This is a genomic window from Streptomyces sp. NBC_00271 (assembly GCF_036178845.1).
Taxonomy (GTDB): Bacteria; Actinomycetota; Actinomycetes; order Streptomycetales; family Streptomycetaceae; genus Streptomyces.
The window spans coordinates 731,914-757,198 of sequence record NZ_CP108070.1 but is presented as its reverse complement, the minus strand read 5'-3'; the positions used below and the strand labels follow the sequence as shown (position 1 = coordinate 757,198).

The 25,285-nt window shown below is 68.3% G+C and carries 21 protein-coding genes and 2 pseudogenes; 6 read left to right on the top strand and 17 right to left on the bottom strand.

What is annotated here, in order from left to right; genetic code table 11:
* Positions 1 to 216 precede the first annotated feature (216 nt).
* From OG798_RS03930 to OG798_RS03910, 5 genes are all read right to left on the bottom strand, one after another.
* Complete coding sequence (locus tag OG798_RS03930; protein WP_328756267.1) at positions 217 to 996, bottom strand: AMP-binding protein; 780 nt, start codon at positions 994 to 996, stop codon at positions 217 to 219.
* Complete coding sequence (locus tag OG798_RS03925) at positions 993 to 1,712, bottom strand: AMP-binding protein (protein WP_328756266.1); 720 nt, start codon at positions 1,710 to 1,712, stop codon at positions 993 to 995. Before OG798_RS03925 ends, OG798_RS03930 begins: the two co-directional genes overlap by 4 nt.
* A gap of 235 nt (positions 1,713 to 1,947) precedes the next feature.
* A complete protein-coding gene (locus OG798_RS03920; protein WP_267060401.1) occupies positions 1,948 to 2,727 on the bottom strand; it encodes a crotonase/enoyl-CoA hydratase family protein in 780 nt (259 codons plus the stop codon).
* Positions 2,728 to 2,769: 42 nt separating this feature from the next.
* Positions 2,770 to 3,975: a CaiB/BaiF CoA transferase family protein gene (locus tag OG798_RS03915; RefSeq protein WP_328756263.1), complete on the bottom strand. Its 1,206-nt coding sequence runs from the start codon at positions 3,973 to 3,975 to the stop codon at positions 2,770 to 2,772.
* Between the two features lie 82 nt (positions 3,976 to 4,057).
* Complete coding sequence (locus tag OG798_RS03910) at positions 4,058 to 5,347, bottom strand: acyl-CoA dehydrogenase family protein (protein WP_328756262.1); 1,290 nt, start codon at positions 5,345 to 5,347, stop codon at positions 4,058 to 4,060.
* A gap of 561 nt (positions 5,348 to 5,908) precedes the next feature.
* Between OG798_RS03910 and OG798_RS03905 the strand changes: the two are divergent.
* Positions 5,909 to 6,175 (top strand): annotated as a pseudogene (locus OG798_RS03905) (aldo/keto reductase); the annotation flags it as partial.
* A gap of 96 nt (positions 6,176 to 6,271) precedes the next feature.
* On the opposite strand, the gene OG798_RS03900 reads toward OG798_RS03905, so the two are convergent.
* On the bottom strand, positions 6,272 to 6,823 hold the full coding sequence (locus OG798_RS03900; RefSeq protein WP_261687981.1) for a TetR/AcrR family transcriptional regulator: 552 nt from the start codon (positions 6,821 to 6,823) through the stop codon (positions 6,272 to 6,274).
* Positions 6,824 to 7,035: 212 nt separating this feature from the next.
* The gene (locus OG798_RS03895) at positions 7,036 to 9,834 is read right to left on the bottom strand and encodes a SpoIIE family protein phosphatase (RefSeq protein WP_328756261.1); all 2,799 of its coding nucleotides are present in this window, start codon (positions 9,832 to 9,834) and stop codon (positions 7,036 to 7,038) included.
* 339 nt (positions 9,835 to 10,173) lie between these two features.
* Between OG798_RS03895 and OG798_RS03890 the strand changes: the two genes are divergently transcribed.
* On the top strand, positions 10,174 to 10,572 hold the full coding sequence (locus OG798_RS03890) for a winged helix-turn-helix transcriptional regulator (protein WP_328756260.1): 399 nt from the start codon (positions 10,174 to 10,176) through the stop codon (positions 10,570 to 10,572).
* A gap of 483 nt (positions 10,573 to 11,055) precedes the next feature.
* Here the strand turns inward: OG798_RS03890 and OG798_RS03885 are convergent.
* Positions 11,056 to 11,484: pseudogene (locus tag OG798_RS03885) on the bottom strand (nitroreductase family deazaflavin-dependent oxidoreductase); the annotation flags it as partial.
* 120 nt (positions 11,485 to 11,604) lie between these two features.
* Positions 11,605 to 12,219 carry a flavodoxin family protein gene (locus OG798_RS03880; RefSeq protein ID WP_267060395.1) on the bottom strand — a complete coding sequence of 205 codons (615 nt, stop codon included), beginning with the start codon at positions 12,217 to 12,219 and terminating at the stop codon, positions 11,605 to 11,607.
* Positions 12,220 to 12,502: 283 nt separating this feature from the next.
* Between OG798_RS03880 and OG798_RS03875 the strand changes: the two genes are divergently transcribed.
* The 4 genes from OG798_RS03875 to OG798_RS03860 all read left to right on the top strand — a co-directional run bounded on the left by OG798_RS03875 (position 12,503) and on the right by OG798_RS03860 (position 15,733).
* Positions 12,503 to 13,126 carry a TetR/AcrR family transcriptional regulator gene (locus OG798_RS03875; RefSeq protein WP_121417803.1) on the top strand — a complete coding sequence of 208 codons (624 nt, stop codon included), beginning with the start codon at positions 12,503 to 12,505 and terminating at the stop codon, positions 13,124 to 13,126.
* Positions 13,127 to 13,664: 538 nt separating this feature from the next.
* Positions 13,665 to 14,366, top strand: coding sequence for an SDR family oxidoreductase (locus tag OG798_RS03870; RefSeq protein ID WP_121417805.1), 702 nt, complete (start codon positions 13,665 to 13,667; stop codon positions 14,364 to 14,366).
* A gap of 54 nt (positions 14,367 to 14,420) precedes the next feature.
* Positions 14,421 to 14,573, top strand: coding sequence for a hypothetical protein (locus OG798_RS03865; protein WP_267060394.1), 153 nt, complete (start codon positions 14,421 to 14,423; stop codon positions 14,571 to 14,573).
* 95 nt (positions 14,574 to 14,668) lie between these two features.
* The gene (locus tag OG798_RS03860; protein ID WP_328759978.1) at positions 14,669 to 15,733 is read left to right on the top strand and encodes a patatin-like phospholipase family protein; all 1,065 of its coding nucleotides are present in this window, start codon (positions 14,669 to 14,671) and stop codon (positions 15,731 to 15,733) included.
* An 84-nt stretch (positions 15,734 to 15,817) separates the two neighbouring features.
* Here OG798_RS03860 and lpdA read toward each other — a convergent pair whose 3' ends face one another.
* The 8 genes from lpdA to OG798_RS03820 all read right to left on the bottom strand — a co-directional run bounded on the left by lpdA (position 15,818) and on the right by OG798_RS03820 (position 24,999).
* On the bottom strand, positions 15,818 to 17,215 hold the full coding sequence (gene lpdA / locus OG798_RS03855; RefSeq protein WP_121417807.1) for a dihydrolipoyl dehydrogenase: 1,398 nt from the start codon (positions 17,213 to 17,215) through the stop codon (positions 15,818 to 15,820).
* A 51-nt stretch (positions 17,216 to 17,266) separates the two neighbouring features.
* Entirely contained in the window at positions 17,267 to 17,965 is a 699-nt protein-coding gene (locus OG798_RS03850; RefSeq protein WP_121417809.1) for an SDR family oxidoreductase, read from the bottom strand.
* A 535-nt stretch (positions 17,966 to 18,500) separates the two neighbouring features.
* On the bottom strand, positions 18,501 to 19,442 hold the full coding sequence (locus tag OG798_RS03845; RefSeq protein WP_095857058.1) for a D-2-hydroxyacid dehydrogenase family protein: 942 nt from the start codon (positions 19,440 to 19,442) through the stop codon (positions 18,501 to 18,503).
* Between the two features lie 400 nt (positions 19,443 to 19,842).
* Positions 19,843 to 21,042 carry a hypothetical protein gene (locus OG798_RS03840; protein WP_328756259.1) on the bottom strand — a complete coding sequence of 400 codons (1,200 nt, stop codon included), beginning with the start codon at positions 21,040 to 21,042 and terminating at the stop codon, positions 19,843 to 19,845.
* A 261-nt stretch (positions 21,043 to 21,303) separates the two neighbouring features.
* Positions 21,304 to 22,092, bottom strand: coding sequence for an enoyl-CoA hydratase/isomerase family protein (locus OG798_RS03835; protein ID WP_267060390.1), 789 nt, complete (start codon positions 22,090 to 22,092; stop codon positions 21,304 to 21,306).
* Between the two features lie 32 nt (positions 22,093 to 22,124).
* A complete protein-coding gene (locus OG798_RS03830) occupies positions 22,125 to 23,018 on the bottom strand; it encodes an alpha/beta hydrolase (RefSeq protein WP_267060389.1) in 894 nt (297 codons plus the stop codon).
* A 59-nt stretch (positions 23,019 to 23,077) separates the two neighbouring features.
* Positions 23,078 to 24,262 carry an alpha/beta fold hydrolase gene (locus OG798_RS03825; protein WP_328756258.1) on the bottom strand — a complete coding sequence of 395 codons (1,185 nt, stop codon included), beginning with the start codon at positions 24,260 to 24,262 and terminating at the stop codon, positions 23,078 to 23,080.
* An 8-nt stretch (positions 24,263 to 24,270) separates the two neighbouring features.
* On the bottom strand, positions 24,271 to 24,999 hold the full coding sequence (locus OG798_RS03820) for a flavin reductase family protein (protein ID WP_121417817.1): 729 nt from the start codon (positions 24,997 to 24,999) through the stop codon (positions 24,271 to 24,273).
* Between the last annotated feature and the right edge of the window lie 286 nt (positions 25,000 to 25,285).

Genomic DNA, 25,285 nt, shown 5'->3' with positions numbered 1-25,285 from the left:
TTCCTCAGGTCGGGAAGCGCTACGGCGGTCGCGGGCAGTCGCGGGCGGCTTCGGGCGACTGCACGACATCGACGACGGCGTCAGCATCGACCGCCGCACTGCCGCACTGCCGCACTGCCGCACACTCGCACCGCCCCACCGCCCCACCGCCCCACCGCGGCCTCGCGGTCCCGCGCGGGCGGCCTGCGTCGGGAGATCCGCCCCCGCCCAGTCGCCTCATCGCCTGCCCAGCTCGGGCGGCGGGACGATCTGCCGCTTGAGGATCTTGCCGGTCGGTCCCTTCGGCAGCGCGTCCGTGATCCACACCTTCCGCGGGTACTTGTAAGCGGCGACCTGATGCTTGACGTATTCACGCAGTTCCTCGGCCGTCGTTCGGGCGCCCGGCTTGAGGACGACCGCCGCACCGACCTCCTCACCGAGATCGGAGCTGGGGAGGCCGATGACCGCGGCGTCGGCGACCGCCGGATGCTCGTAGAACACGTCTTCGACTTCGCGGGGATACACGTTGTAGCCGCCCCGAATGATCACGTCCTTCGTCCGTCCGATGATCCAGAAGGACCCGTCCTCGTCGACCCGGCCGATGTCGCCGGTGTACAACCAACCGTCCCGGATCGCGGCGGCGGTCTCCTCGGGGCGGTGCCAATACCGCTTCATCACGTTGTGCCCGCGAATCGCGATCTCGCCGCTTTCCCCGTGCGGTACCTCCCTGCCGTTGGCGACCACCCGCATCTCGACGCCCCGGATCGGGGTGCCGACCGAACCGGGCTTGGGTCCGGCCTGCAAGGTGTTGAACGAGACGATGGGCGAGGTCTCCGACAGCCCGTACCCTTCGAGCACGACGCAGTCGAACGCGGTCTGGAAGTCGTGCAGCACCTGGGCCGGCATCGCCGCGCCGCCGGTGAGGGACACACGTAGCCGGGAGACGGGGTACGCGTCCCGGTCGGGCTCCTGCACCAGCCTGCTGAACACGGTCGGCACCCCGGCGAAGACGGTCACCCCGTGCTCGCCGAGGATCCCAGTGCCTTCCCGGCGTCGAAGCGCGGCAGCAGGGTGAGGCACGCGCCGGAGCCGACGGCGGCGTTGAGGGTGCAGGTCTGTCCGAACGCGTGGAACAGGGGCAGCCCACCGAAGATCACGTCGTCGGCGGTGAGCTGGACCAGTTCGCCGGCGATGTCGCAGTTGCGGCTGAGGTTGGCGTGGGTCAGTTCGGCGCCCTTCGGCTGACCGGTCGTTCCCGAGGTGTAGAGAATCACCGCGGTGTCGTCCTCGTCCAGGTCGGCCACGTCCTCGACGGATGGGGCGGACGCGAGCAGAGAATCGAATGCGCCGGGACTGACGACGACCACCTCGGCCTCGGCCTGCTGCGCACCGGCCCGTGCCTCGTCGGCGAAGGCGTGCCAGGCGAACAGGAGCCGGGCACCTGAGTCGCCGAGGTAGTAGGCGACCTCGCGGGACTTGAGCAGGGGGTTCATCGGGACGACGATGCCGCCGGCCCGGAGTACGCCGAAGTACGCGAGGGCGAACTCCGGGACGTTGGGCAGCATGATCGCCACTCGGTCCCCGGGCTTCACACCATGGTTGTCGAGCAGTCCGGACATGTGGGCGCTGCCCTGGTCGAGCGCGCGATAGGCCACGACGGCGTCCTCGAGACGGAGCGCCGAGCGATCCGGATGAGTCCAGGCGCTGCTCACCAAGTGGGATGCGAGGTTCATGTCAGCTCCAACTCCTCGACTTTCTGGGTCTTTCGGCCGCGCAGCCCCTTGAGTACCTCGGTTCGAACCCTCCTTCGTGTCAGCCCCCCCATGAAACGCACCGTTGATCCCGTCACTGGCGACGGAAGCGCGCAACTTCTCCGTCAGCGGGGGCGCGGGCCGGCTCGTAGGACCGGGCGACGCGTCACCTGCGCGAAGGTGTTCGGCCATCGCGATGACGGAGCCGGGGCTGGTGTCAGCGGCCCTGCCAGTGCGGTGAGCGCCTCTCGGCGAAGGCATGGGCGCCCTCCTGTGCGTCGTGGGACGCCAGGACCGGTGCGACGATCCGGTCCTGCTCGACAAACGCGTCCTCGTCGCTGAACGCTCGCCGCTCGTTGACGACGCGTTTGATGGCTGCCACGGCCAGGGGCGCGTTGTGCGCGATGCTGGTGGCCAGTTCCTGGGCCCGCTGCAGGGCCTGGCCCGGTTCGGTGAGGTGGTTGACCAGGCCCAACCGCTCGGCGCGTTCGGCGGGCAGAGGCTCGCCGGTCAGCAGTAGCTCCAGGGCGATGTTGCGCGGGATGCGCTCGGGCAGGCGAACCATGCCCCCTTCGGGTGGCACGATGCCGTAGTGGACCTCGGTCTGACCGAAAGTGGCGTTCCGCGCGGCCACGATCATGTCGCAGGCGAGCGCCATCTCGGTCCCGCCACCCAGCGCGTAGCCCTCGACGGCGGCGATGAGCGGGGTCTTGATCCGGGCGCGGGTGATGCCGGCGAAGCCACGTCCTTCGACGATGGGCTGGTCTCCGGACGCGAAGGCCTTGAGGTCCATACCGGCGCTGAAGACACCGTCGGCACCGGTGAGGATGCCGACCAGGAGGTCGTCACGGGACTCCAAGTGATCGACGGCAGCTGCGAGCGCCCTGGCGGTGGCCCCGTCGATGGCGTTGCGAGCCTGCGGCCGGTCGATCGTGATCACGAAGATGCCGTCGTTTTCCTCGGTTCGTACGGTCGGCGTGTCGTTGGCCGTAGTCATGATGATGTTTCCCTTCTTCCGTCGCGTTGCTGAGTCGTGGCTTCAGACGACTGCTTCGGCCTTGCGCAGCTCCTCGATTCCGGAGGCGTCGAAGCCGAGGTCGCGGAGCACGGACTCGGTGTGTTCGCCAAGGTCGGGGGCCGGGCCCGGACGGACCTTCTGTTCCTGGTCCAGTCGGACGGGGCTGTCGACGGTCAGGTGCGGGTCGTCGCTGCCGTCGTCGATCGGCACGAACACCCGGTTGGCGAGGAGTTGGGGGTCCTGGGCGCACTCTTCGAGCGTCTGGGCGACCCCGTACGTGAGGCCCGCGGCGTCGAGCACCTCGCGCCACTCGGCCAGGGAGCGAGTCGCGAAGGTCTTGTCCAGCACGGCGACGATCTCGGCGGCGTGGGCGCGGCGGCTCGGGGTGTCGGCGTAGTGCGGGTTCTCCGCCGCCTCGGGATGACCGATGGCCTTGAGGAAGAGCGGGACCTGCTTGTTCTCGTTGGCGAAGCCGAGGACGATCCAGCGGTCGTCCGCCGTGCGGTACATGTTCACGAGTGCGTTGGGCGGGTCGGACCGGTCGATGGGGCGGGGGGGCTTCGCCCCGACCAGTACGGCTTGCAGCCACATGCTCGCCGCCCAGGCGCCTTCGGCGAGCAGCGAGGCCGTGACGCGCGCGCCCTGGCCGGTCTTCTCCCTCCGGTACAGCGCGGTCATGATCCCGGCGAACAGGGTGATCGCCGTGGAGTGATCACCCGATCCGAACCCGTTCGTGGCCGGCGCAACGTCCCTTTGGCGTGTGAGGTCCATCAGGCCGCTGCGCGCCCAGTACGCCGTCACGTCGAAGCCGGGCAGATGCGCGTCGGGACCTTCCTCGCCGAAGCCGGTGACATCGGCGTAGATCAGCCGGGGATTGAGGGGGGCCAGTGCGTCGTATTCCAGGCCCAGCTTCTCGCGCGTCCGCGGCGGGAAGTTCGTCACCAGCACATCGGCCCACCGCACCAGACTCTCGAGTACGGGCCGGGCGCTGGGCGACTTGAGGTTGAGCGCGATGCTGCGCTTGTTGCGGTTGTCCAAGTTGACCCCTTCGACCTGGGGGTTGGGAGGGATGCGGCTGAGCGAACGGTATGCGTCGCCCGTGTGTGGTGGTTCCACCTTGACGACGTCGGCGCCGAAGCCACCGAGGACGGTGGCCGCGGCGGGCCCGGCAATGAAGCTGGCGAGATCGACGACGTGCAGTCCCTCCAGGAGGGGTGTGCTGCTCATGACTACTCCTTGTCCTCAGTGGGGTCGCACGCGGTGCCCGGGGGTGACCCGCTGTCACGGGGCGCCGCGATACACACCGGGGTCAGTGGCTCGGCACCATGGGCACGAAGGCGTTGTAGCCGGTGATGTCGCGGCCGACGATCAGCGCCTGCACGGTGTCGGTGCCCTCGTACGTGTCGATCGCCTCGATGTCGCACAAATGCCGGGCGACGTGGTAGTCGAGCAGGATGCCGTTGCCGCCGAGCATGTCGCGGGCGTCGGCGAGGATGGCCCGGGCTCGTTCGGTGTAGTGCATCTTGGCCAGCGCGACCCGGGGCATCGAGTACTCGCCCTCGTCCAGGAGTTGGCTGAGCCGGAACTGCATGCACAGCATGTCGGTGATGTCCGCCAGCATCCGGGAGAGCCGGTACTGGACGAGTTGGAAGGCGGCCAGCGGCATCCCGAACTGCTTGCGCTGCTTGGCGTAGGCCAGAGCCGTCTCGTAGCCCGCGACGGCGGCGCCGATCGACTCCCAGGCCACGCAGAAGCGCGAGGCCAGCAGGACCTTTTCGGTGTCGCGGAAGGTCTTCACGTTCGCCAGCCGGTTCTCGGCGGGCACCCGGACGTCGGTGAGGGAGATCTGCGCGTTCTGGACACAGCGCAGAGCCGTCTTGCCCTTGATGACCTGGGCGTCGAAGCCGGTCGTGCCCTTTTCGACCACGTAGCCGCCCACGTGCCCGTCGTCGCCGCGGGCCCAGATGATCACGTAGTCGGCGAAGGATGCATTGCCGATCCACCTCTTGTAGCCGTTGAGGACGTAGGAATCACCGTCCCGGCGCGCGGTCGCCTCCAGCTTGACCACGTCCGTGCCGTGCGCGGGCTCGGTCAGGCCGAAGGCGCCGATCTTCTCCAGACGTGCCATCGGCGGCAGGAAGCGCTCCTTCTGCTCCTCGGAGCCGAGCAGTCCGATCGACGTCATGGCCAGGGCCGAGTGGACCCCCATGAACGTCGACATGCTCAGATCGCCCCGGGCCAGTTCGAGGATCACCAGGCCGGCCGTCAGGTTGCTCATCCCGGGGCAGCCGTGGCCGGCGATCTGAAAGCCCGCGATGTTCAGCTGCGCCAGCTTGGGCACCAGCTCGAAGGGGAACTCCGCCCGCTCCCAATACGGGTTGATGATCGGGGTGACCTCCTGGTCCATGAACTCGCGGACCTTTTTCCGAAGGGCCCGTTGCTCGTCGGTGATCAGGTTGTCCAGAAGGTAGTAGTCGGAGTGCTCCGGTCCGCCCAGTACCGGCGGCTCCACCCCGGACAACTTTCCGTTGCCGCTCGGGGAAGCGCCGTTCGGCACGGTCTGGCCCGGGTCCACCGCTGAGCTCTGTGTCGGCTTCATGTTCCGCTCCTTCAGATCGATCTCGATCGAGGATCCGGATGGCGTCAGTACGTACGACGCTAGGCCGGAGCAGAGGCGTAGCCACTGGAAGCGGAATACCACGTTTCTGACCGATTTGGTGTTCTCGTGACAGTTTGTCTTGCTATCACCTCGCCCGCGGCTCGGTCGCGAGGGCGTCGTCTTCGAGTGCCCACCCCGCTCGACCGCTACGTGACGGTGGGGCCGCGCGATGTTCGGCGTAAGTGGTCTCGCACACGCACTCCGTAGGCGGGGCATGGAGCGGTCCACCCGGCGTCCGGCATCCCCGGAACCTCCCGATCGGGCTCCCCGCCATCTCAACCGATCGGCCTGTCTGAGCCCCACCAGGTGCTGCTGGCGGACGACGTGCTGGCGTCGATCAGGGCAGACCGGGCCGGGGCGAGCGATTTGTTGACCGATTGGACCACATCGTGGTCGATAGTGGTCCAATCGGTCAACAAACCTAGTGGAGGATTTCGGACTCGGACTCGGACTCAGACGGAGCGGAACAAGGCCGTCATCCTCGAGATCCTGACAACCGGGTACGCCGAGTGGGAGAACCTGGGCTTCATCCCGTGGTTCCCGATCGCCACCGGCCAACTGGCGTGACCGGGTGGCCCGCTGGACACTCTCGCCAAGGAGCTGGGCGCGAGCCCCTCTCGGATGGCTCTGGCCTGGCTGCTGCGGCGCTCCCCGGTGATGCTGTCCATTCCTGGTACCTCCCGCGTGGCTCACCTGGAGGAGAACACCCAGGCCGCGCAGGTCGCTTTGTCCGACGCCCAGTTCAGGGCACTTGGCCAGGCCGTCTGATTACCTGATCTGTGCGCCGCACTCATCGGGCTCCCAAGAGGGTGGACCCGAGCGGGCGAAGACGGCGACCGGTGTCGCCGGTTCGCGTGATGGGGATCAGGTGGAGCGGTCGCAGAGTTCGTCGACGTACGTGCGCGCATCCGCCTCGGGCAGTGTCCAGGGCAGGAAGATGGCTCTGTAGATGATGGGGGCCACCAGCAGGTCGATGACCTGGTCGCCGGTGAAGGTGCTGCCGGGGCGTGCGGCGAAGCCGGCTGCTTCTGTCCGGCGGTCGCGCAGGCAGTCCGATTCGTCCTCACCGGCCGCGGCGGCCCCGCCGCGCAGGAGGGCGGCGTTCACCGGGACGCTGTAGTGGCTGATCAGCTCCTGTGCCCAGGTGGTCAGATCGGCGCGCAGGTCCCCGGTGTCGGGAAGGCCGCGGTCCGGGTCGAGCCGGTAGGTCGCCAGGTCGTTGATCATGGTCCGGGCGTCGCCCCACCGTCGGTAGATGCTGGAGTGATTCACTCCCGCACGCTCCGCGACCATCGGGATGGTGATGGCGTCACTGCCCCGTTCGGCGATCAGTTCCTCGACGGCCTTCCTGATGGACGTCAGCACCAGGGCGCTGCGGCCGCCGGTACGCCGCCGCGGGGACGATTCTGCAACCATCAACCCACTATAACGCACACCGCTTGGCGTTAAGTCTCCTCCAGGTTTGCAGTGATGCTAATGCACAAGATTTGGCCTTAGGAGGCTCTGGGGTGTCCCTCACCGAATCAATGCATGCAGCTGACCCGGCAAGCGCGCAGGTTGATGGGAGCGGCACGTCCGGCGGCAGGCATGCGGCTTGTCGACGTCTTGCATCGGGATGGGGAGCCCGCTCACACGGACTCGTACGAGATTCGCTCACCAAGCGGGTCGGTGGACAGGAGCTGCTCGGTCCAGATGCACTTGCCGGAGCCTGTGTAGCGGGCGCCCCACCGGCTGGTCACAGCGGAGATCAGCTGGAGCCCGCGGCCGTTCTCGTCGGTGTCAGCCGCTCGACGGATTCTGGGCATCGCGGGGCTGGCGTCTGCGACTTCGCAGATGAGGGTGCGGCCGCGCAGCAGCCGCAGGGTGATCGGTCCTCTTGCATGGCGGACGACATTGCCGACGAGCTCGCTGGCGACGAGTTCGGTGGTCATGATCAGCTCATCCAGGTTCCAGGCGGCCAGCTGGGCTCGGACATGCGCGCGGGCCTGGCCTGCGGCTGTGGGTTCGTCGTGCAGCTGCAGGCAGGAGATGTTCTCGGGAGCCAGCGCCTTGGTGCGGGCCACGAGCAGTGCGCTGTCATCGCGGCTGCGCGGGTCGGGCAGCAGGGTGGCGATCAGACGGTCGCACAGGTCGTCGAGGGTCTCTGTCACCTGAACGTGTGCGGGGCGAAGTTGGCAGGCGAGGCGCCCCATGCCTTCGGCGATGTCCAGTCCGCCGGATTCGACGAGGCCGTCGGTGTAGAGCGCGAGGATCGCGCCGTCGGGCAGGCTGAACTCGGCTGTGTCGAAGGGCGGGGTGGCGGCGCCGAGCGGGGGGTTGACAGGCAGGTCCGGAAAGTAGCAGGTTCCGTCGGGCCGGAGGATGACGGGCGGAGGATGGCCGGCGGTGATGGCCTGGCACATGCGGCTGACCGGGTCGTAGACGATGCAGAGGCAGGTGGCGTAAAAGCCGTCGCCGAGGCCGCTGACGATTTCGTTGAGGTGGAAGAAGAGCTCGTCCAGAGGCTGCTCGAGATCAGCGAGCGTACGGCCCGCGGTGCGCAGTCGGCCCATGGTGACGGCCTCGGACACGCCGTGCCCCATGACGTCTCCAATGACCAGAGCAACCTGCTCGGCCGACAGTGGGATGACGTCATACCAGTCGCCGCCGGCCTTCGTGCCGTCACCGGCGGGCTGGTAGCGGGCGGAGGCGGTCACAGCGGGCAGGACCGGCAGACGCCGCGGGAGCAAACCGCGCTGGAGTTCCTGGGCCCGGCGGTGCTCGGCGTCGTACAGCCGGGCACGCTCCATGGCCTGGGCGACCATGCCACTCATAGCGGTGAACAGGGTGCGTTCCTCGTGGCTGAAGGCGTGCGGATGCTCATAGCTGACACAGGAAGCGCCCACGGTGCGCCCGGAGGCGATCAGCGGCAGGATCGCCCATGCCTGGGTCCCGCTCGCAGCGGGCAGGTCGGCAAGCGCTGGGAAGCGGCTGATGAACTCCTCCGCGGAGCAGATGAAGTCCAAGGTGCCCTCGATGAAGGCTTGGGCAGACGGCGGAAGCTCTGCGACGCGGGCGCCTTCGAAGCGGCGGAGGCTCTCCTTGGGGCCGGCACTGCCCATCAGAAACGCTCGGCCGTTTTCGTGAGTCCAGACACCGACGCCTTTGGCGCCGAACAGGGGAACCATGTGGGTGGCCATCACGTCGGCCACGTCATGTCCGGTGACCGCACCGGCAAGGGCTCGGGTCAGCTCCACGATGCGCATGGTGCGTTCGACGGCAGCGCCCTCGGCGGAGGCCTCGTCGGCTTGCGGGTGCCGGATGCTGCTGATGTCGGTGATGCACAGGGTCAGGCCGTCCGACAACGGGGCCAGTCGCACATGCAGCCGTCGGCCGGTGTGCTTACGTGTGTCCAGTTCGGTCGGTCTGCCCTCGGCCGCTGCTTGCCTGCCGACTTCCTCCATGCCGGGTGAACACAGCGCCGGAACCGCATCCCACAGCACCTGCCCGAGCCACTGCCGCGACGGGGCAAGCAGGCGCTCGGCCTCCGGATTGGCAAAGATGATCCGCCAGGAGCGGTCGACGGCCAGGAATCCGTAGCGCACAGGCCGCTGGGCGTGCTCCGCCGGTCCCTTGGCCGGGTGGCCCGAGGTGATGTCACGCACGATCCCGGCCAGGCGCGGGCCGGAGCCGTCGTCGGCACTCGATGCCTGGCCCTGGACCTCCACCCGGCGCATGTCGGCATCCGGCCGGCGGACCCGAAATTCCGCCTGGTAGGGCGTGCGGGCGCGGATGGCCTCGTCGGCCCGGGCCAGCAACTGCGGGAGATCCTGCGGGTGGACCAGTCGCCGCCAGGTACGGATCTGCCCGTCGAACCCCTTCGCGTCGATCCCCAGGATGCCGAGCGCGGCATCGTCCCAGATCACCGTGCCGGTACCGAAATCCCAGCCCCAGAATCCGACGGGGAGTTCCGTGGTGTCGCAGTCGGCCGGGCGTCCCTCATCCTCAGGTTGACGAGGGCCCGGACTGTTGCCCAGGCAGTCGGCGATCCAGCCGGCCACGGCTGTCAGTTGCTGGTGCAGGGCCGGCTTCTCCGGCGTACGGGTGAAGACGGACAGTACGCCGAGCGGCTCGTCCGAGCCCGCTACCGGTATCGGTACCGAGAGCAGTCCGGCTCCTGAGGGCACGCCAGGCAAGCACGTGGCGAATTCGGGGCTCGTCGGCGCCGCCCATGCCGGGGCGTTGGTGCGTACCGCGTATGCGGGAGCCTGCGGCGAGCGGCGGTCGACTTCTTCCCAGCGTTGTGTTGCCGGCCCCTCGACGTTGCTCTCCACCGCCAAGTACAGGCCGCTGCTCCCCAGGGGCCCGAGGTGCACCATGCCGCCCATGGCCTCAGTCACTGCCACCGCGCGGTTCAGCCCGAGCCGTAGCGTGTCGTAAGTGTTCACATCCGCACTCTGTGCGGGCGGCAAGGGGGAGTGAAGGGCCTGCGCCGGGGCGCCGGAGGAGGATCCTTCCGCCGCCTGTGGCTGCTGGGTACACCTGCTCTTGCCTGACATCGTCTCCCACCTGTAATCCGGCAAGGAAAGTTATAAACAAACCTATCCGAATGGGTGGAATGCCGAAGATCCCAGCTTTCGTGAGGGTTGGTCTGCTCCGACGCCAGAACAACCGCGAGAAGGTCGCTACCCGGCGAGAGCTCACTGGAGACATTGACTCCAGAAGAGTCTATGGGGATCCTTGGTTTCCTGGTATAGAATGCGGTCATGGTAGAGCAGGAGCGGTCAGTGACCATCGACTCGGACCGGCCGATGGACATCCTCGACGCGGCCTGTCCCAGTCGTGATGTCTTTGTGGACTTGGCCGACAAGTGGGCCCTGCTCATGCTGGCGAGCTTGCGAGAGCGTGGTGCCCAGCGGTATTCGGAACTGCACCGGTCTCTGGGTGGGATCAGCCGGAAGATGCTGTCGCAGACCTTGCGGACGCTGGAACGTGACGGCCTGGTCCTGCGCAGCGTCGACCCTGAGGTCCTGCCGCCTTTGGTGCTCTACGGGCTGACCGACCTCGGCGGTGAGATCGCCGAGGAGACCCGGGCCCTGTGTTCCTGGACCGAGAAGCGGGCTTCGCGCGTGCACGCGGCCCGCGTCGCCTACGACCAGCGCCACGCCTCCGACCAGGGCGTATGAGCCGAATCCGGCGGTGAGTGGCCGGGACCGGACCGCGCGGGCTGTTCCGCCGTGTGGTCAGGTGCCGAGCAAGGTAGTGATGCGGTCCAGGCACGCCTGGTAGAAGCCGCCCACCACCGGAACCGGGCCGGGGTCATCGAAGCGGTAGTTGTGGAATCACTTCTCCTCGTCGGTCAGTTGCTCGACGAGACGTCCGGGTGGTGCGGGGCCGGGCTGGTGGCGAAGCCGCGATTCACCGTCGTAACGCGGCGCGTGTTGCCTTACACGTGGGTGGTGTGCAGGCATGCATGCGCTGTGCAGCGGCCGTTGACCACCGAGGTGAGGCTGGCCACCAGGCCTCCACGCGCTGAGCGTTCAGTTCCTGCGCGGTGTCGGCGAGGCTGTCGTCGAGGACCGTGCATCGCTGTCGATGCCCTCGACCTGAGGGGCTGTCAGCCGGACTGACACCGTCGTGTCGCCGTCGCGGGTACGTGGGTGTCCGGGTGGAGCGGTGCCGAAGAGCGGGATGTCGCGGGCGGTTCCGGCCCGGTAGTCGACGAAGGGTGGGTAGGCGGCGTCCGCGCGCTTCCACCATTCGGCCTTCTCCTCGCCATGGAGCTCGCGGGCGATCATGTCCTGCTGGACCGCTCGGTCCTGCACCTCGACAAGGGGATGGGCGACGACGTTCTGGTACCAGGAAGGGTGTGTGTCGGCGCCTCCGTTGGAGGCGGCCACCGCGTAGGAGCCGTTGTGCTCGACGCGCATCAGGGGCATCTTGCGGATCTTTCCGGACTTCACGCCCTTGGTGGTCAGGATGATGACCGGCAGGTCCAGGAAGGTCCCGCCTTCCGCGCCGTCGTTGGCCTCGTACTGGGCGACCTGGTCGCGCACCCACGAGGTGGCGCTCGGCTTGTACTCACCGTGCAGAGGCATTGCTCGTGCTCCTAGTCGTTCTTCATGGCACGGACCGTGAGGATCCTCGTGGTCCTGGTAAGGGAGAGGCTTTTCACCAGAAGGCCTCTGGAATGCCGGGAATTGGGGTACCGGGATGGGTCAGACAGTGACTTCGGCCAGGGCGGCCCGGCCGACGGTGAGGGCTGCGGCCTGTGCGGTGACCCGCGCCCCGAGATGCTCTGCGGTGGCGATGTCGGCTTCGTGCACCGTCTCGATGCCACCGTCCTGAGGAGTCTGGGCGCCCGCACCGACCCAGAAGCCGAGCCGGTTGAGGTCGTTTTCGCTGGCCTGGAGGGCGTTCCAGCCCGGGGCCAGTCCCAGGCCCACCCAGATCATGTGGTGCTGGGCGGCGAAGGCGGCCAGGAAGTTCAGGGTGTTGAGCTTGTCCCCACTCTTGGAGGCGGAGTTGGTGAAGCCGGCAGCGATCTTGTCCGCCCAGGTGCCGTTGAGGTACCTGCCGCTACTGGCCTCGGCGAACGCGTGGAAACCCGCGGATGCGCCGCCCATGTAGGTCGGCGCCCCGAAGATCACTGCGTCAGCCGTGTCCAGCTCGTGCCACTGCTCGTCGGTGATGGCGTCCACCGCCACGAACGTCACGTGTGCGCCGGCCTTCTCGGCACCGTGTTGGACGGCCTCGGCGAGGACGGCGGTGTGTCCGTATCCGGAGTGGAAGGCAACAACTACGCGCGGCTGGGGGGCGACAACATGGGGCATCTGTGACTCCTTGGTAAGTCGAACGAAGCGGTCTCCTAGTGGTCTCTAAAGTAGACCACACCTCTATTAGTGTTCAAATGAAAAATTGAGTCTAGGTATCCAGTGAAGTTCATTGAGGTGGCGTCGGGTGTGTCGAGGCGGGAGCAGTCGTGTGCCGGGCCGCGGCGGAGCCGGTCGCCGAGGGCCTGATGGGGTCGGTCCGAGCCGAGAGGTGTTCCGTGTGTCGTGAGCGGGTCAGCAGCCGTTGTGGTCCAGGTGGACCACAACGGCGTACCCTGACGGCATGGGAAGAAGGCGAGGCTTCGACGAGGACGCTGTACTGAATGTCGTGCGCGACCAGTTCTGGACGACTGGATTTGTAGGCACGTCCACCTATGACCTCATGGAAGCAACTGGGCTGGGCAAGGGCAGCATCTACAAGGCGTTCGGCAACAAGCACGACCTGTACGTGCGTGTCTTCTCCGACTACTGCCGGGACCTCGTCGCCCAAGCCCGTGAGCAGCTGCAGGGCGGCCCGAAAGCGGTGCTTCCCTCGCCGATGGCGCGACTCGAGCACTACCTCGTCTCCCTCGCTGGCGCCTTCGCCGGCGAGTCGCCCCACCGTGGGTGCTTCCTCACCAAGGTCACCGCGGACCGTGCCGGTGAGGACGAGGAGGTGGCGCAGACGGCCCGCCGCGCGTTCGACGATCTCGCCGGCGCCCTCGCGGGCGCGATCCGCGACGCCCAGGACGCAGGGGAAGTGGCCGACCATGTCGACTCCTCGGCTCTGGGGTATCTGCTGCTGAGCGTCATCAGGGGCATCGATTCCATTGCCAAGGCGGATGTCGACGCCACTAGGCTCGAGCAGGCGGCGCGATCCGGCGTGGCCCTGATCCCGAGGGCAGAGTCGCCTCGTGCGGACGTCTGACCTCCGTCGAAGCGCCCGGCCCGCCGCCGACTGCGTCCGCGCACCTCGATGGTCGACCGCGTGAACCAGGCCCCGTGACCGCGACCGCCGCATTGTCTGCACGGCACACGTGATCGAGTCGGTCAACGCGCGCATCCGCCGGGAGGTCTGACCTCCGTCGACAAGGCACGCGGGCCGTTCCCCAACGAGCAGGCCGGGTTGAAGCGCAGCTACAGGCGGTCATGCCCTGAATCCCAGTGGCAAGTGCCAGGCCCGCTGACCAGCGGCTGGATCAGCCCGCGGGAAGGCCGCGCCTAACGCCTTCGACAGCGCGGCCGCCTCAGTGCGACGTCGGCCATCAAGGACGGATGGGCCGGCACCGCGTCACAAGTGCCGGGTCAAACGCATGCCTTGTGGGTCGTGGGGCGTGGGTCGTGGGGCGTCAGTGGGGGACCTCACGTACATGCCGGCCAGGGAACGTCGTCGACTTGCCCGTGGAAACCGATCAGTTTACGGTGATCTGGAACCGATCGGTTTCCATTGTTTGGGGAGAAGGCGCATGACCGCAATCGCGGGCTCGACCGTCCTGGTCACCGGGGGCAGCAGGGGCATCGGCAAGGCCCTGGTCGAAGACTTGTACACGCGGGGCGCCAAGAAGGTGTACGCCACCGCCCGCGACCCCAGGACCGTCACCCACCCCGATGCCGTCGCGCTGGCCCTCGAGGTCACCGACCCGGCCTCGGTGGCCGCCGCCGCGGCGGCCGCGCCGGACGTCACGATCCTGATCAACAACGCGGGTGCGGCCGTCGCCGCCTCCTACTTGACGTCGCCGATCGAGGACGTACGCCGCGAGTTCGAGACCAACTTCTACGGACCGCTGCTCACCACCAGGGCCTTTGTCCCGATCATCGAGGCCAACGGCGGCGGCCACCTGCTCAATGTGCACTCGGTTGTGTCCTGGATCGCCCTCGGCGGCTCCTACAGCGCGTCCAAGGCCGCGTTCTGGTCCCAGACCAACTCCCTGCGCCTGGACCTCAAGCCCCGCGGCATCAACGTCACCGGACTGCACGTCGGCTACGTCGACACCGACCTGGCCGCACGCGTCGATGCCCCCAAGTCGTCCCCCGCAAGCGTCGCCGCGCTGGCCCTGGACGGCGTCGAAGCCGACGCTTATGAGGTGCTGGCCGACGAGGTGACCCGCCAGGTCAAGGCCGGCTTGTCCGGCGACCTCGGTGCGCTCTACCCGCAGCTTGCGCACTGATCACTCTGAGCCCAAGTCGGGCCTCGAAAGCCACTGCGGAGAAGGACGCAAGCCATGAACTCCGCAACCAGCACACAGACGTTCGCCGAGGAAACCACCACCGCCGACATCGTCGCTCGGATGGTCCATCTCTACCCCGGCTGGGAGAACCGCCGCACGCTGTGGCACTTGGCCACGGCCGTCATCACCCCCAAGATCGGCCAGTAGCAGCCGCGCAACACCGTGGCGGCGCGCACGCCGCGCCGTTCCCGATCCTGTGCGCAGATCCCGACCCCGAGCCGTCCCCTGGAGCCGTGACCACGATGACGACGACTGCCACACCTGCTGTGGAGACAGAGCCCGAGGGGCCGCACCCGGTCTGGCGCGTGCTCACCGAGCGCGCACAGGCCGACAGCCGGCCCGGGGCACGCGCCGACGGGTACCGCGTCGCACTGGCCATCGAGGGCGGCGGGATGCGCGGCATCATCGCCGGCGGGATGGCCCTGGCGCTGCACGAACTCGGGCTGACCAATGGCTTCGACGCCGTCTACGGCGCCTCCGCCGGCGCCGCGTCCGGAGCGTGGCTGCTGAGCAGCAGCCCGCAGTCGCTGCGCTTCTGGGCGCATCCCCGCTACGCCAGAACGGCGATCCGGCACTCGAACCCTCTGCGCGGGCGGCCACTCGTAGACCTCCACGCCTTCTACGAGGTGCTCTACCGCTACGGCGACCAGGACTTCGCGCCGATGGACTTCGCCTCGATCCTGGCCGGCGATATCGAGTACCACCCGCTGGCCACCGACGCCGCCACCGGGCAGTCCACCGACCTGCGGCCCTTCATCGGCGACGCCGCGGAGTTGCGCCTCGCATTGCGGGCCAGCGCCGCCCTGCCGCTCCTGGCGGGCGACCCCGTGATGCTGCGCGGGCGCCGGTTCTACGACGCGGGCATCTCCGAATCCGTGCCCTACCGAACCGCACTGGCCCAGGGCGCGACCCATGTCATGGTGCTGCGATCCCGGCGTGCGATCGACGCGGCGCGCCCCTCGCGCTCCGCCCCGGTCATCGCCAGGACTTTGCTGCGCCGTGAGCCCGCGGCCTTGCGCAGGGTGTTCCTCGACCGCGAGGCACGCCTGGCCGAAGACGACGCCTCCCTGGCCCGCCACCCGACGATCGTCTCGATCCGCCCCGCCCCGGGCACACCGCCGGTCGGCCGCCTGGCTCGCCAGGGCGACCTCCTCGAAACCGCACTGGAAGCCGGGCGCGCCGCCGTCCACGAGGCTCACAGCCACCTGAACCGCCTTCAGCCCCACGAAGGCACTGCCGGTGGTCAACAGCGTGAGTTCGACGTCGTCGGTGAAGGCGGATGCGAAGTCGTCCCGGGAAGCGGGTGAGGATCGCCCTTCACTGCTCGCCGGGCTGAGCCGCGTGGCGAAGCGCCGGCGGTCTCCAGCTGAGACCAGGCAAGTACCGTAAGTTCACAGGTTGATCATGTGGCCGGCGAGGCCGTGGAGGGCGTCCTGGACCGCCTCACTCAGAGTCGGATGTGCGTGGACGTTCCTGATGAGCTCGGTCACCGTGAGGTCCCATTTCTGAGCGAGGGTCAGCTCCGGGAGCAGCTCGGTCACGTCCGGGCCGATCAGATGGGCGCCGAGCAGTTCCCCGTAGCGCGCGTCACTCACCAGTTTCACGAAACCGACCGTGTCGCCGAACCCGTGTGCCTTGGCGTTGGCCGTGAACGGGAACTTCGCCACCCGGACGTCGAATCCCTCGTCACGGGCCTCGCTCTCCGTCCAACCGAAGCTGGCGATCTGGGGCTGACAGAAGGTCGCGCGGGGAACCATCCGGTAGTCGAGCTCCATCGTCTCCACACCGGCGATGCTCTCCGCGGCGATGACACCCATCGCCTCGGCGGCGTGGGCGAGCATCAACTTCGCGGTGACATCGCCGATGGCGTAGATGTGCGGTCGGCTGGTGCGGCAATGGCCGTCCACGTCGATCGCACCGCGGTCGGTCAGCCGTACCCCCGCGGAGGCCAGCCCATAACCGGCCGTACGCGGCTGGAATCCCGTGGCTTGCAGGACCCTCTCGGCCTCCAGGACCTGTTGTTCGTCGCCCTGCCGGACCACTACACGGACACGCTCCGCGGCCTCTTCGATGGACTCAACGCGGGCGGAGGTCAAGACGCGGATTCCCTGTCGCTTGAACCGCTTGGTGAGCTCAGCCGACACCTCCTCGTCCTCCAGCGGTGCGATCCGACTGAGGTATTCGACCAGCGTCACCTCGACACCGTAGGACCGCAGCAGGTAAGCGAACTCGACGCCGATGGCGCCTGCTCCGGCGATGATCAGGCTCGATGGAAGGCTGTCGGAGAGGATCTGCTCTTCGAACGTCACGACGCGCTTGCCCAATGTCGTGCCGGGAAGCAGCTTCACGGTCGCGCCGGTGGCGATGACGCAGGAGCCGAAGGAGAGCGTCGCCTCGCCGTCGCGCAGGCGCACTTGCATCGTGTGCGGGTCGATGAAGGTGCCTTTGCCCTCGAACTGGGCGATCTTGTTCTTGCGCATGAGATAGCCGACGCCCTTGGCGCGGCCGTCGGCCACCACCCGGCTCCGCTCGTAGGCGCTGTGATAGTCCAGGCTCACGTCCCCGTTGATCCTTACGCCGAACTTCTCCGCGTCGTGCAGGATCAACTGTGCGACCTCGGCGTTGCGCAGCAGCGCCTTGGCGGGAATGCAGCCGATGTTCAGGCACACCCCGCCCCAGAAGCGGCCCTCCACGATGGCCGTACGAAGCCCCAGCTGCGCGGCGCGGATGGCAGCCACATATCCGCCGGGGCCCGCACCCAGGACGACGACATCGAAGTCAGTGTCCATTCCACCTCTCCATTGGCGTCGGATGGCCTTGGGCAATCCCGCCGTCGCTGTTCACGGCTCTGGATCCAGGAGCTCCACTGGGCCGGACAACGCCGCGCGCACCCGGCGGGAGACCTCGTCGACCAACACCTCGGGCACATCGCGGCTGATCGCGTCCATGGTCTGCGACGCCACCTCCGCAGCCGGCACCTTCGGCACGTCGAGACCCACGGTGGCGTCGGTGTCCACAAAGCCCACATGCACCCCGACGACCAGCGTCCCCTGCTGTCGCAGACCAACGCGCAATGCATTGGTCAGCGACCACTCGGCAGCCTTCGACGCCGCATAGCTGGGCCACCGCTTGTTCACCCGCCACGACGCCACCGACAGCATGTTCACCAGAGCTCCGCCGCCGTTGGCCGCGAGCACCGGAGCGAAGGCCCGCGAGACCGCCCAGGTGCCCAGGTAGTTCACCTCCAGCTCGCGCCGCGCGCCCTCCAGAGATCCCTCCAGCAGGCTAGGCCCGGCCTGGATGCCGGCGTTGTTGATCACGATGGTCGCGTCGGACGCCGCCACCGCCGCAGCCGCGATCTGGTCCTCGTCGGTGACATCGAGACGCAGTGCCTCGACCCCCGGCTCCCGGACGCTCTCGGGGTCGCGGACGCCCGCATACACCTTGGCTGCGCCCTCGGCGAGCAGAGCACGGGTGAACGCCAGTCCGATCCCCCTGTTCGCGCCGGTCACCAGCGCGACCGATCCTTTGACCTCCATGGCCGGACACCTCGCTTTCGTAAGTTTCCGCCGTGCCGAAGGAACCGCGGGCCCCGTATCTGGAGACCTCCAGCCAGTAGAGGGAGAGGCGGTCTGCAGCTTGACTCCGAACTCTGCAAGCCCATGGCGCCCCTTCCCAGGAAGCAGCCGCGCGACCGACACAGCCCGAACACCGGCGCCGCTCGCCGTCTGACGAGCAACCGGGGACTCAACCCAGGGTTTCGCATCAGAAACGGCACCGCATCATGTGGGGCACGTGGTTCCGGCGCCTTGGTGACCACGAGTAACCGGACTGGCCAGGCGAGCAGTACGCGGGGGCGGCCACCTATGCCGGCTGGCTTGCGTGGTGCGTCCTCATGAGCCGATGCACGCCATCCGTCTGCGGATCACGTCGCTTGCAAGGTGGGGCGCAGGCCAGCCCAACGGAGGAAATGAAAACTGCCATGACTTGCGGGGTGGCCGGCCCAGGACGTCGTCGGTACCAACCGGGCCCGCCGGTAGTGCTGCAACACTCCAGCTGCGGCCATGCGCACCGTCAAGACAGCGTGCGAACAGGCGTCCCGGCATTCCATGCGGCGATGTCCTCGACCGCGTCCCGATAGAAGACCTCGTACAGATCCCGACTTACGTAGCCGATATGAGGTGTCACCACAGCATTGCTCAGTGAACGCAGAGGATGATCGGCCGGAAGGGGTTCGCGATCGAAGACATCCAGCGCCGCTGACCCGATCCTCTTCTCGACCAACGCCCTGAGCAGCGCCGCCTCGTCCACCACGGGCCCGCGCGAGGTGTTCACCAAGATCGCCGTCGACTTCATGAGGCCCAGTTCGCGCTCACCGACGAGGCCTCGAGTGCGCTCACTGAGTACTACGTGAATACTCAATACATCGGAGCGTGTGAACAATTCGTCTCGCGATACGTATGTCGTTCCTTTCGCCTGCGCGTCCGCGGGTGTCAGGTTCTTGCTCCAGGCAATGGTCCGCATGCCGAAAGCGCGCCCAATCTCCGCTACCGCAGTCCCCAATCGTCCGAGGCCCAGAACTCCCAGAGTGGCTCCCCTGAGGCTCGACCCCAGCCCCTCTTGCCATCCACCTCGACGAACGGAGTCCACCTGTTGTGGGATCAAGCGTGCCGCGGAAAGAATGAGCCCCCAGGTGAGCTCAACCGTCGGGTACGAGAAATACCCCGTACCGCACACGGTGATACCCAAACGGTGTGCGGCATCCAGATCGATTGCCGCGTTGACCGGCCCGGTGGTGACGAGCAACTTCAGACTTGGCAACCTATTCAGGGTTGAGGGCGGAAAGGGGGTCCGCTCTCGCATGGCTACGACTACCTCATACTCGGCGAGCGCCGTCACAACCGCCTCCTCGTTTTCGAAGGCTTCAGTGAAGACGCGCACCTCGGCGTGGAGCGAATCCCAGTCGGCCAGGCGCAGCGCAACGCCTTGATAGTCGTCCAGAATCGCGATTCTCATGCGGAATCCTCCCATTTTTTGCCACGCGGCCGTGTCCAGCCGCCCGCGGGGGAAGGAGGCGAACGGGCGTCCGGAGAAGACCGATCCGGTAGCAAGAGTGTGTTGTGACGGCACAGGGGTCAGACGTTTCGACGCATTCCAGGTTCGCACGCTACGGACCATCGCGGCCGGAGCGTGAGCGGCAGTCAGCCGCGCTGACGTCATCCGTAGTTCCGTCCGGGTCGTGGCAGTTACCAAGGGCGAACGAGAACGGTGCGTGCTCCACGGCGCAGCGTCAGCGACTTGTGCGCAACGTCGACGCGTGCACCGAGATCGGCTCCTCGGCAGATGTCCGCACCTGACCGGGGCGGGTGGGCGTGCTGGTGGTGCCGTGGCGTACTCCTCGTTGTCGTCACATCGGTCAGACGCAATCGGACGAAGCTTTCAGCATCGTGTCGGGCTCTTTCGGCGGCACGGTGAACGCCGGGTGCCGTGTGGTGCTGATGCCTGGTGCGGAGTGTCTTTCGTCGGTGTCGGCCCAGTGGGTTGTGGGGGTGTGGTCGGTGGTGGCCCGGTGTGGTGTGGGGCGGTCTTCTCCGGACCGGTGCGGGGTCGGAGCGGTCTGGGGCTGGGGCGATGCGGGGGCCGCCGGGCGTTGTTTGGTGGTGCGGAAGGCCAGCAGGACTGCGGAACCCGCGGCCCACAGGATGAGTGTCGCGAGCGGGGCGAGGAGGTGGGAGCTCTGGAAATAGCTGAGGTCGGCGATGGCGCGGACGGCGGCGCCGGGGGGCAGCAGTGCCGACACGGTCCGGGCTCCGCTGGGCATCAGGTCGGTGCCGATGGTCGCGCCGCTGGTGGAGTTGCCGACGGTCAGCAGCAGCAGGGTGGCGAGGGGGATACCGAGGGGGCCGACGTAGGTGGCCAGCATTTTCGTGGTGAAAGCTGCGGCGGCGGCCAGCAGGGCGAGGACGAAGGCGAGGGGGAGATACGGTGCGGGGATGGCGCCGAGGACGGGGCCGGCGATGGCGGCCGCGACAAGGCCCGACGCTGCGGCGAACACGGCCATCAGGGTGAAACGGTGCCGCAGGTGGAGCAGGCTGCTGAGTCCCACGACGTTCTGGGCGAGGGCGAAGCCGGAGAGGGTCACCCCGAAGGACACATAGAACCCGGCCAGGCCGCGGGCGTCATACCGGTCGAGCGGCACGATGTCGGAGACGCTGAGGTGCTGGTCGGCACCGTGTGCGTAGGCGGTGACGAGTTTGGTGACCGCGGTGGTCGTGGAGAGGCCGTTCGCGCTTGCGACGTCGAGTTTCAGGTCCTTGCCGTGGGGGCTGGTGCCGAGCACGGCCACGATGTCGCGGTGGCGCAGCGCATCGAGTGCCTCGGTGGTGGAGTCGGCGCGCCGGACGTCGATCGAGTCGCCCAGAGCCTGCTGGACCTTGTTCGCCAGCTGCGGTCCCGTGACCGCCACCGGGATCCGGTGGGGCTGGGGGTCGCGCATGAGTCCGACGTAGCAGCTGACGAACGCCGAGACGATGACCAGGCCGATCACGAACGGCTGCAGCCAGATACGGATGGGCTGGCGGCGCCTGTGATGCGGGGGGTGGGGCTGGGGATGCACTCCGGGTTTCTCCATGACTGGTGGTGGCTCGCGGCCGGCTGGCCGGGACGGGCAGGCGCTCAGGGCGGCGTGTCGGCGCCGTGCACTGTCGTACCGGTGCCGTGCTGACGTGCTGCCGGGGGCCTTGCGGCCGGTCCGGCCCATGCCGTGGCGCGGTCGCCCTGCCGGGCCTCGGTGCCGGGGCTGTCGGCGGCAGGCGGCGCGGTGCCTGGGGGAGGGGGCCTGCGATCTTCTGTGGTGGTGAGGGTGGGCCGGGGCCGGTCAGCGGCCCTGGAAGTCGACGGCGGGCCGGGGCTGCTTTGCCTTGAAGGCCTTGACGGCGGAGGCGAGGCCCTTGTTGACGTCGTCGGTTTCGAACAGCGGCATGGCGATGTCGAACATCGCCTCGTCCGCGGCGGAGACGCCTCCGACGGCCCAGGCGCGCAGCAGGGCCTTGTGTGCGGCGTAGGCGCGTGTGGGTCCCTTGGCCGTCTTGCGAGCGAAGGCGGTGGCCTCGGCCAGCAGGGTGTCGTCGGCGACGACCCGGTTGACGACACCCGCGTCGGCCATGACCCTGGCGGGCACCTGCTCTGAGGTGAGCGCCCACTCCGCGGCGCGTGCCCGGCCCGCACGCTCGGCGACCCGGTAGATCCCGCCGAGCAGGGTGACGATGCCCAGGGTCTGTTCGGGGTGGCCGAAGCGGGCCGTCTCGCCGGCGAAGATCACGTCGGCGCGGAGCGCGAGTTCCAGACCGCCGCCGAAGCACAGCCCGTGGACGGCGGCGATCACCGGCAGCGGGAGCCGCTCGAGCTGGTTGAAGACCTGCATGTAGCGCTCGAAGAGCGTCCGCAGTTCGCGTATGTCCGTATCCGGCCATTCGACGATGTCGCCGCCGAAGCTGAAGTCCGGGCCCTCGGCGCGCACCAGGACCGCGCGGGCGTCGCTGTGGCCGATCGCCTCCAGCGCTTCGGCGAGGTCGGTGGCCATCTGCGGGTCGATGCGGTTCTGCGGCGGGTTGGTCAGGACCAGCGTGGCGAGGCCGTCGTCGATGGAGTAGGTCAGATGGGGCATGGTTCGTCCTTGCACTCTGTCGGGGGCGCTCGTCAGGAGAGGTGCCGGCGGAACCAGTCGAGGGCGCCGGTGCTCGCCTGGTCGAACTCGGTGGTGTACGGGTCGAAGTGGCCGCCGGGGATCAACTGCAGTCGCTTGGGCTCCAGGGCCTGCTCGAAGGCCGCGAGCCCCGTGTCGGTGAGGGTCACGGTGTCGTTCGCGGCGATCACCATGAGCAGCGGCGTGGGGGAGACCCGGGTGACCCAGGTCCCGGGCTCGTACATGCGGGCCAGCCGGTTGGAGCGGACCGTGACCTCGTTGCTCCACACACCCTCCGGTACGGGCTGGAGGTAGAAGTCGATGGCTTCCTGCGTGCGGTAGGAGGCGGGCACGGCCGGGTCGTCGCCGACGACGGCCTGGGTCCGGGGAGCCTCGCCGCGGGCCTGGGCGCGCTCGTCCTCGTCGAAGGCCGCCTCCAGCTTCGTGACCGCTTCCGGCGCGATGCGGCGCCGCCCCTGCTCGAAGCCGCTGATGGTGGGCACCTGGGAGACCACGGCGCGCAGCCGGCGGTCGGTGGCGCCCAGCACGATCGCGTGGCCGCCGGCGTAGCTGGTACCCCACAGGCCGATCCGGCCGGCGTCGACCTCGGGCCGGCTCTCCAGGTAGGAGATGGCGCGGCGCCAGTCGGCGATCTGCCGCCAGGGGTCGATGTCCTGCCGGGGAAGGCCGTCGCTGGCGCCGAAGTTGCGGTGGTCGTGCAGCAGGACGACGAAGCCCGCCTCGGCGAAGGCCCGCGCGAAGGGCTCCAGGCCGTGGTCCCTGACCCCGGCGTAGCCGTGGGCCATGGTGATCGCCGGGTGGGGGCCGGGACCGTCCGGCAGGAAGAGCCAGCCGCGTAGCGTGACCCCGCCGTCGGCGTCGAATGCGACATCCTCGCGCTGGACCATTGAACAACCTCCTCGGTGGACCAGGGCCGGGCCCTGGCCGGAATGGTGGAAACGGGGGCTCAGCCCCGGTGGAAGTACTCGGCGTCGAGCACGCCGTTCAGCCTGCGGCCCAGTTCGGCGGAGAACCGGTGGACGGCACCGAGCGGCCGGTGGTGGATGGCGGCCCGGACGATCTGCCCGTCCGCGTTCTTCGTCAGGATCGTCACGCCGTCGATCTGCGTGCCGCCGAACGCGGTGGCCTGCCACTCCAGGTAGCTGCGCTCCCCGTTGACGGTCTCCTGGGTGAAGACGAGCGAGTCGTAGATCGTGCTCGCCGCCGCCATCACTTTCTTGACCTGGTCGCGGCCCTCGACCGTGCGGGTGAGGGCGCTCGCCTCCAGCGTCACGTCGGCGGCGAACGCGTCGCCGAACACGTCGGCCGACTTCTCCTCGAAGGCGTTGGTCCAGCCAGACGCCTGCCCAGCGGGCAGCGCGCGGGCCAGGAAGCGATCGAGGTGGTCCGCGACGCGGGTCGGCTGCTCCAGGTGGGCCCAGTGCCCGGCCTGGCCGACCGCCACGGTCTCGGACGCGGCGAACCGCGGCGCGACTCCCCGGGCGACCGACTCGTCGGTGACGAAGCCGTCGGCCTCGCCGCGCACGATGAGCACGGGCCCCGAGTACTGGCTGGGCTGCTCGCCCGCCGGGTGCCCGTTGTTCCAGCAGTCGGCGGCTTCCCGCACGGTCTCGGGACGCATCCGCGTGCCGCTCACCACCAGCCGGTCGAGGTCCGCCTCCGCCAGCGCGGCCGACAGCTGCGTCCTGACCGCGCGCTGCGCGTCGCCGTCACCGCCCAGGGAACGGAAGGTGTCCATCACCTCGTCGGGCTGCCGGGTGCCGGCCAGCGGGACCGGGGTCACCAGGACCAGACCGAGAGCCCGGTCGGGGCGCTGTGCGGCCACCAGCTCGGCCACCCCCGATCCCAGGCTCTGCCCGACGATCACGAAGGGCTTGCCGAGGGCGTCGGCCACGGCGCCCACCTCGGCGGCGAACCGGTCGTAGGTGAACGGCCCGCTCGCCTGCGTGCGGTCCCCGCTCCCGGCCAGGTCGAGGGTGACGCATTCGATGCCGGGGGTGGTGAGTTCGCCGATCAGGTCGTCCCAGACGTACTGGTCGTCCAGGAAGCCGTGGACGAACACCACAGCGAAGTCTCCCTCGCCCTGCCGCCGGAACCGCACATCGCTCGTTCCGACCCGCTCTGTCCTCATTGCCGCGCTCACTTTCCGGGAGCGACCCTGACCTCGCCCGAGGGCGACCATTCCGCAGTGTTGATCGGGGACCAGCCGGCGGGCCGTCCGTCCAGGCGCTGCATCCGCTGGTCGTGACGGGCTTCGAGCAGTTCCTTGTCCAGGGGGGTGGTGAAGACGTTCTCGACCAGCGTGTACTCGGCGGCCAGGCGTCCCACGGCCGGGAGGGCGGCGGTGTCGATCCGGCCCCGCTCCAGGTAGAGGTCGTCCCGGACGTGGAAGCGCACCACCCGGCCCCACACCACGTGGTCGACCATGTCGTCCCCGACGGGGATGATCCGGTCGACGACGCACTCGAAGGAGATCGGCGCGTCCTTGACCCGGGGTGCACGCACGACCTCGGACGGCTCCTTGCCCAGGTCGAGCGCCTCGAACTCGTCCACGTGCGGCTCGAACCCGTACGCCGAACCGTGCATGGCGTCCGCCTGCGGGAGCGTCACCAGGTTGGTGACGAACTCGCCGGTGTCACGGATGTTGATGAAGGTGTCCTTCAGTGTGACGCCGTCCGCCTGTGGCTGCAGGGTGATCGAGACCATGGGCGGCTTCCTGCCGACGGCGGTGAAGAAGGAGATGGGCGCGAGATTGGCCACGCCCTCGGTCGACACCGTGCTGACCCAGGCCACGGCGCGCGGAATGATGCTTCCGATCAGCAGTTTGTACGCGTGGGTGGCGTCGAGTTCCGCAGCGTCAATGATCATCGTCAGACCTCCATCGGTGGGAGCGCGGCAGGGGGACAGCGCTGCACGCCGTACGACCACTGCCGGGAGAGCGGCTCATGGGTGGCGCCGGAGAGAGGGGGCGCTGCACCTCGAGCTCCCGTTGGAAACAAGCGTATGCCTTTTGACTATGTCGCGCAAGTCGGACATTACGGTACCTGGTTGCCGCAATGGGAGAGCGTACGAACATAGCTGTGTCGCAGTTGCCTCTGGCGATAGCGCGGCAGCGCCCGCTGTGGCGACGCCCAGAGCGGGGTTGGCTGATGAG

What these genes read in the sequence shown, in the direction of transcription:
- OG798_RS03925 (WP_328756266.1), bottom strand. Translation starts at nt 1,712, where the DNA reads ATGAACCTCGCATCCCACTTGGTGAGCAGCGCCTGGACTCATCCGGAT.
- OG798_RS03920 (WP_267060401.1), bottom strand. Translation starts at nt 2,727, where the DNA reads ATGACTACGGCCAACGACACGCCGACCGTACGAACCGAGGAAAACGAC.
- OG798_RS03915 (WP_328756263.1), bottom strand. Translation starts at nt 3,975, where the DNA reads ATGAGCAGCACACCCCTCCTGGAGGGACTGCACGTCGTCGATCTCGCC.
- OG798_RS03910 (WP_328756262.1), bottom strand. Translation starts at nt 5,347, where the DNA reads ATGAAGCCGACACAGAGCTCAGCGGTGGACCCGGGCCAGACCGTGCCG.
- OG798_RS03900 (WP_261687981.1), bottom strand. Translation starts at nt 6,823, where the DNA reads ATGGTTGCAGAATCGTCCCCGCGGCGGCGTACCGGCGGCCGCAGCGCC.
- OG798_RS03880 (WP_267060395.1), bottom strand. Translation starts at nt 12,219, where the DNA reads ATGCCCCATGTTGTCGCCCCCCAGCCGCGCGTAGTTGTTGCCTTCCAC.
- OG798_RS03875 (WP_121417803.1), top strand. Translation starts at nt 12,503, where the DNA reads ATGGGAAGAAGGCGAGGCTTCGACGAGGACGCTGTACTGAATGTCGTG.
- OG798_RS03870 (WP_121417805.1), top strand. Translation starts at nt 13,665, where the DNA reads ATGACCGCAATCGCGGGCTCGACCGTCCTGGTCACCGGGGGCAGCAGG.
- OG798_RS03865 (WP_267060394.1), top strand. Translation starts at nt 14,421, where the DNA reads ATGAACTCCGCAACCAGCACACAGACGTTCGCCGAGGAAACCACCACC.
- OG798_RS03860 (WP_328759978.1), top strand. Translation starts at nt 14,669, where the DNA reads ATGACGACGACTGCCACACCTGCTGTGGAGACAGAGCCCGAGGGGCCG.
- lpdA (WP_121417807.1), bottom strand. Translation starts at nt 17,215, where the DNA reads ATGGACACTGACTTCGATGTCGTCGTCCTGGGTGCGGGCCCCGGCGGA.
- OG798_RS03850 (WP_121417809.1), bottom strand. Translation starts at nt 17,965, where the DNA reads ATGGAGGTCAAAGGATCGGTCGCGCTGGTGACCGGCGCGAACAGGGGG.
- OG798_RS03845 (WP_095857058.1), bottom strand. Translation starts at nt 19,442, where the DNA reads ATGAGAATCGCGATTCTGGACGACTATCAAGGCGTTGCGCTGCGCCTG.
- OG798_RS03835 (WP_267060390.1), bottom strand. Translation starts at nt 22,092, where the DNA reads ATGCCCCATCTGACCTACTCCATCGACGACGGCCTCGCCACGCTGGTC.
- OG798_RS03830 (WP_267060389.1), bottom strand. Translation starts at nt 23,018, where the DNA reads ATGGTCCAGCGCGAGGATGTCGCATTCGACGCCGACGGCGGGGTCACG.
- OG798_RS03825 (WP_328756258.1), bottom strand. Translation starts at nt 24,262, where the DNA reads ATGAGGACAGAGCGGGTCGGAACGAGCGATGTGCGGTTCCGGCGGCAG.
- OG798_RS03820 (WP_121417817.1), bottom strand. Translation starts at nt 24,999, where the DNA reads ATGATCATTGACGCTGCGGAACTCGACGCCACCCACGCGTACAAACTG.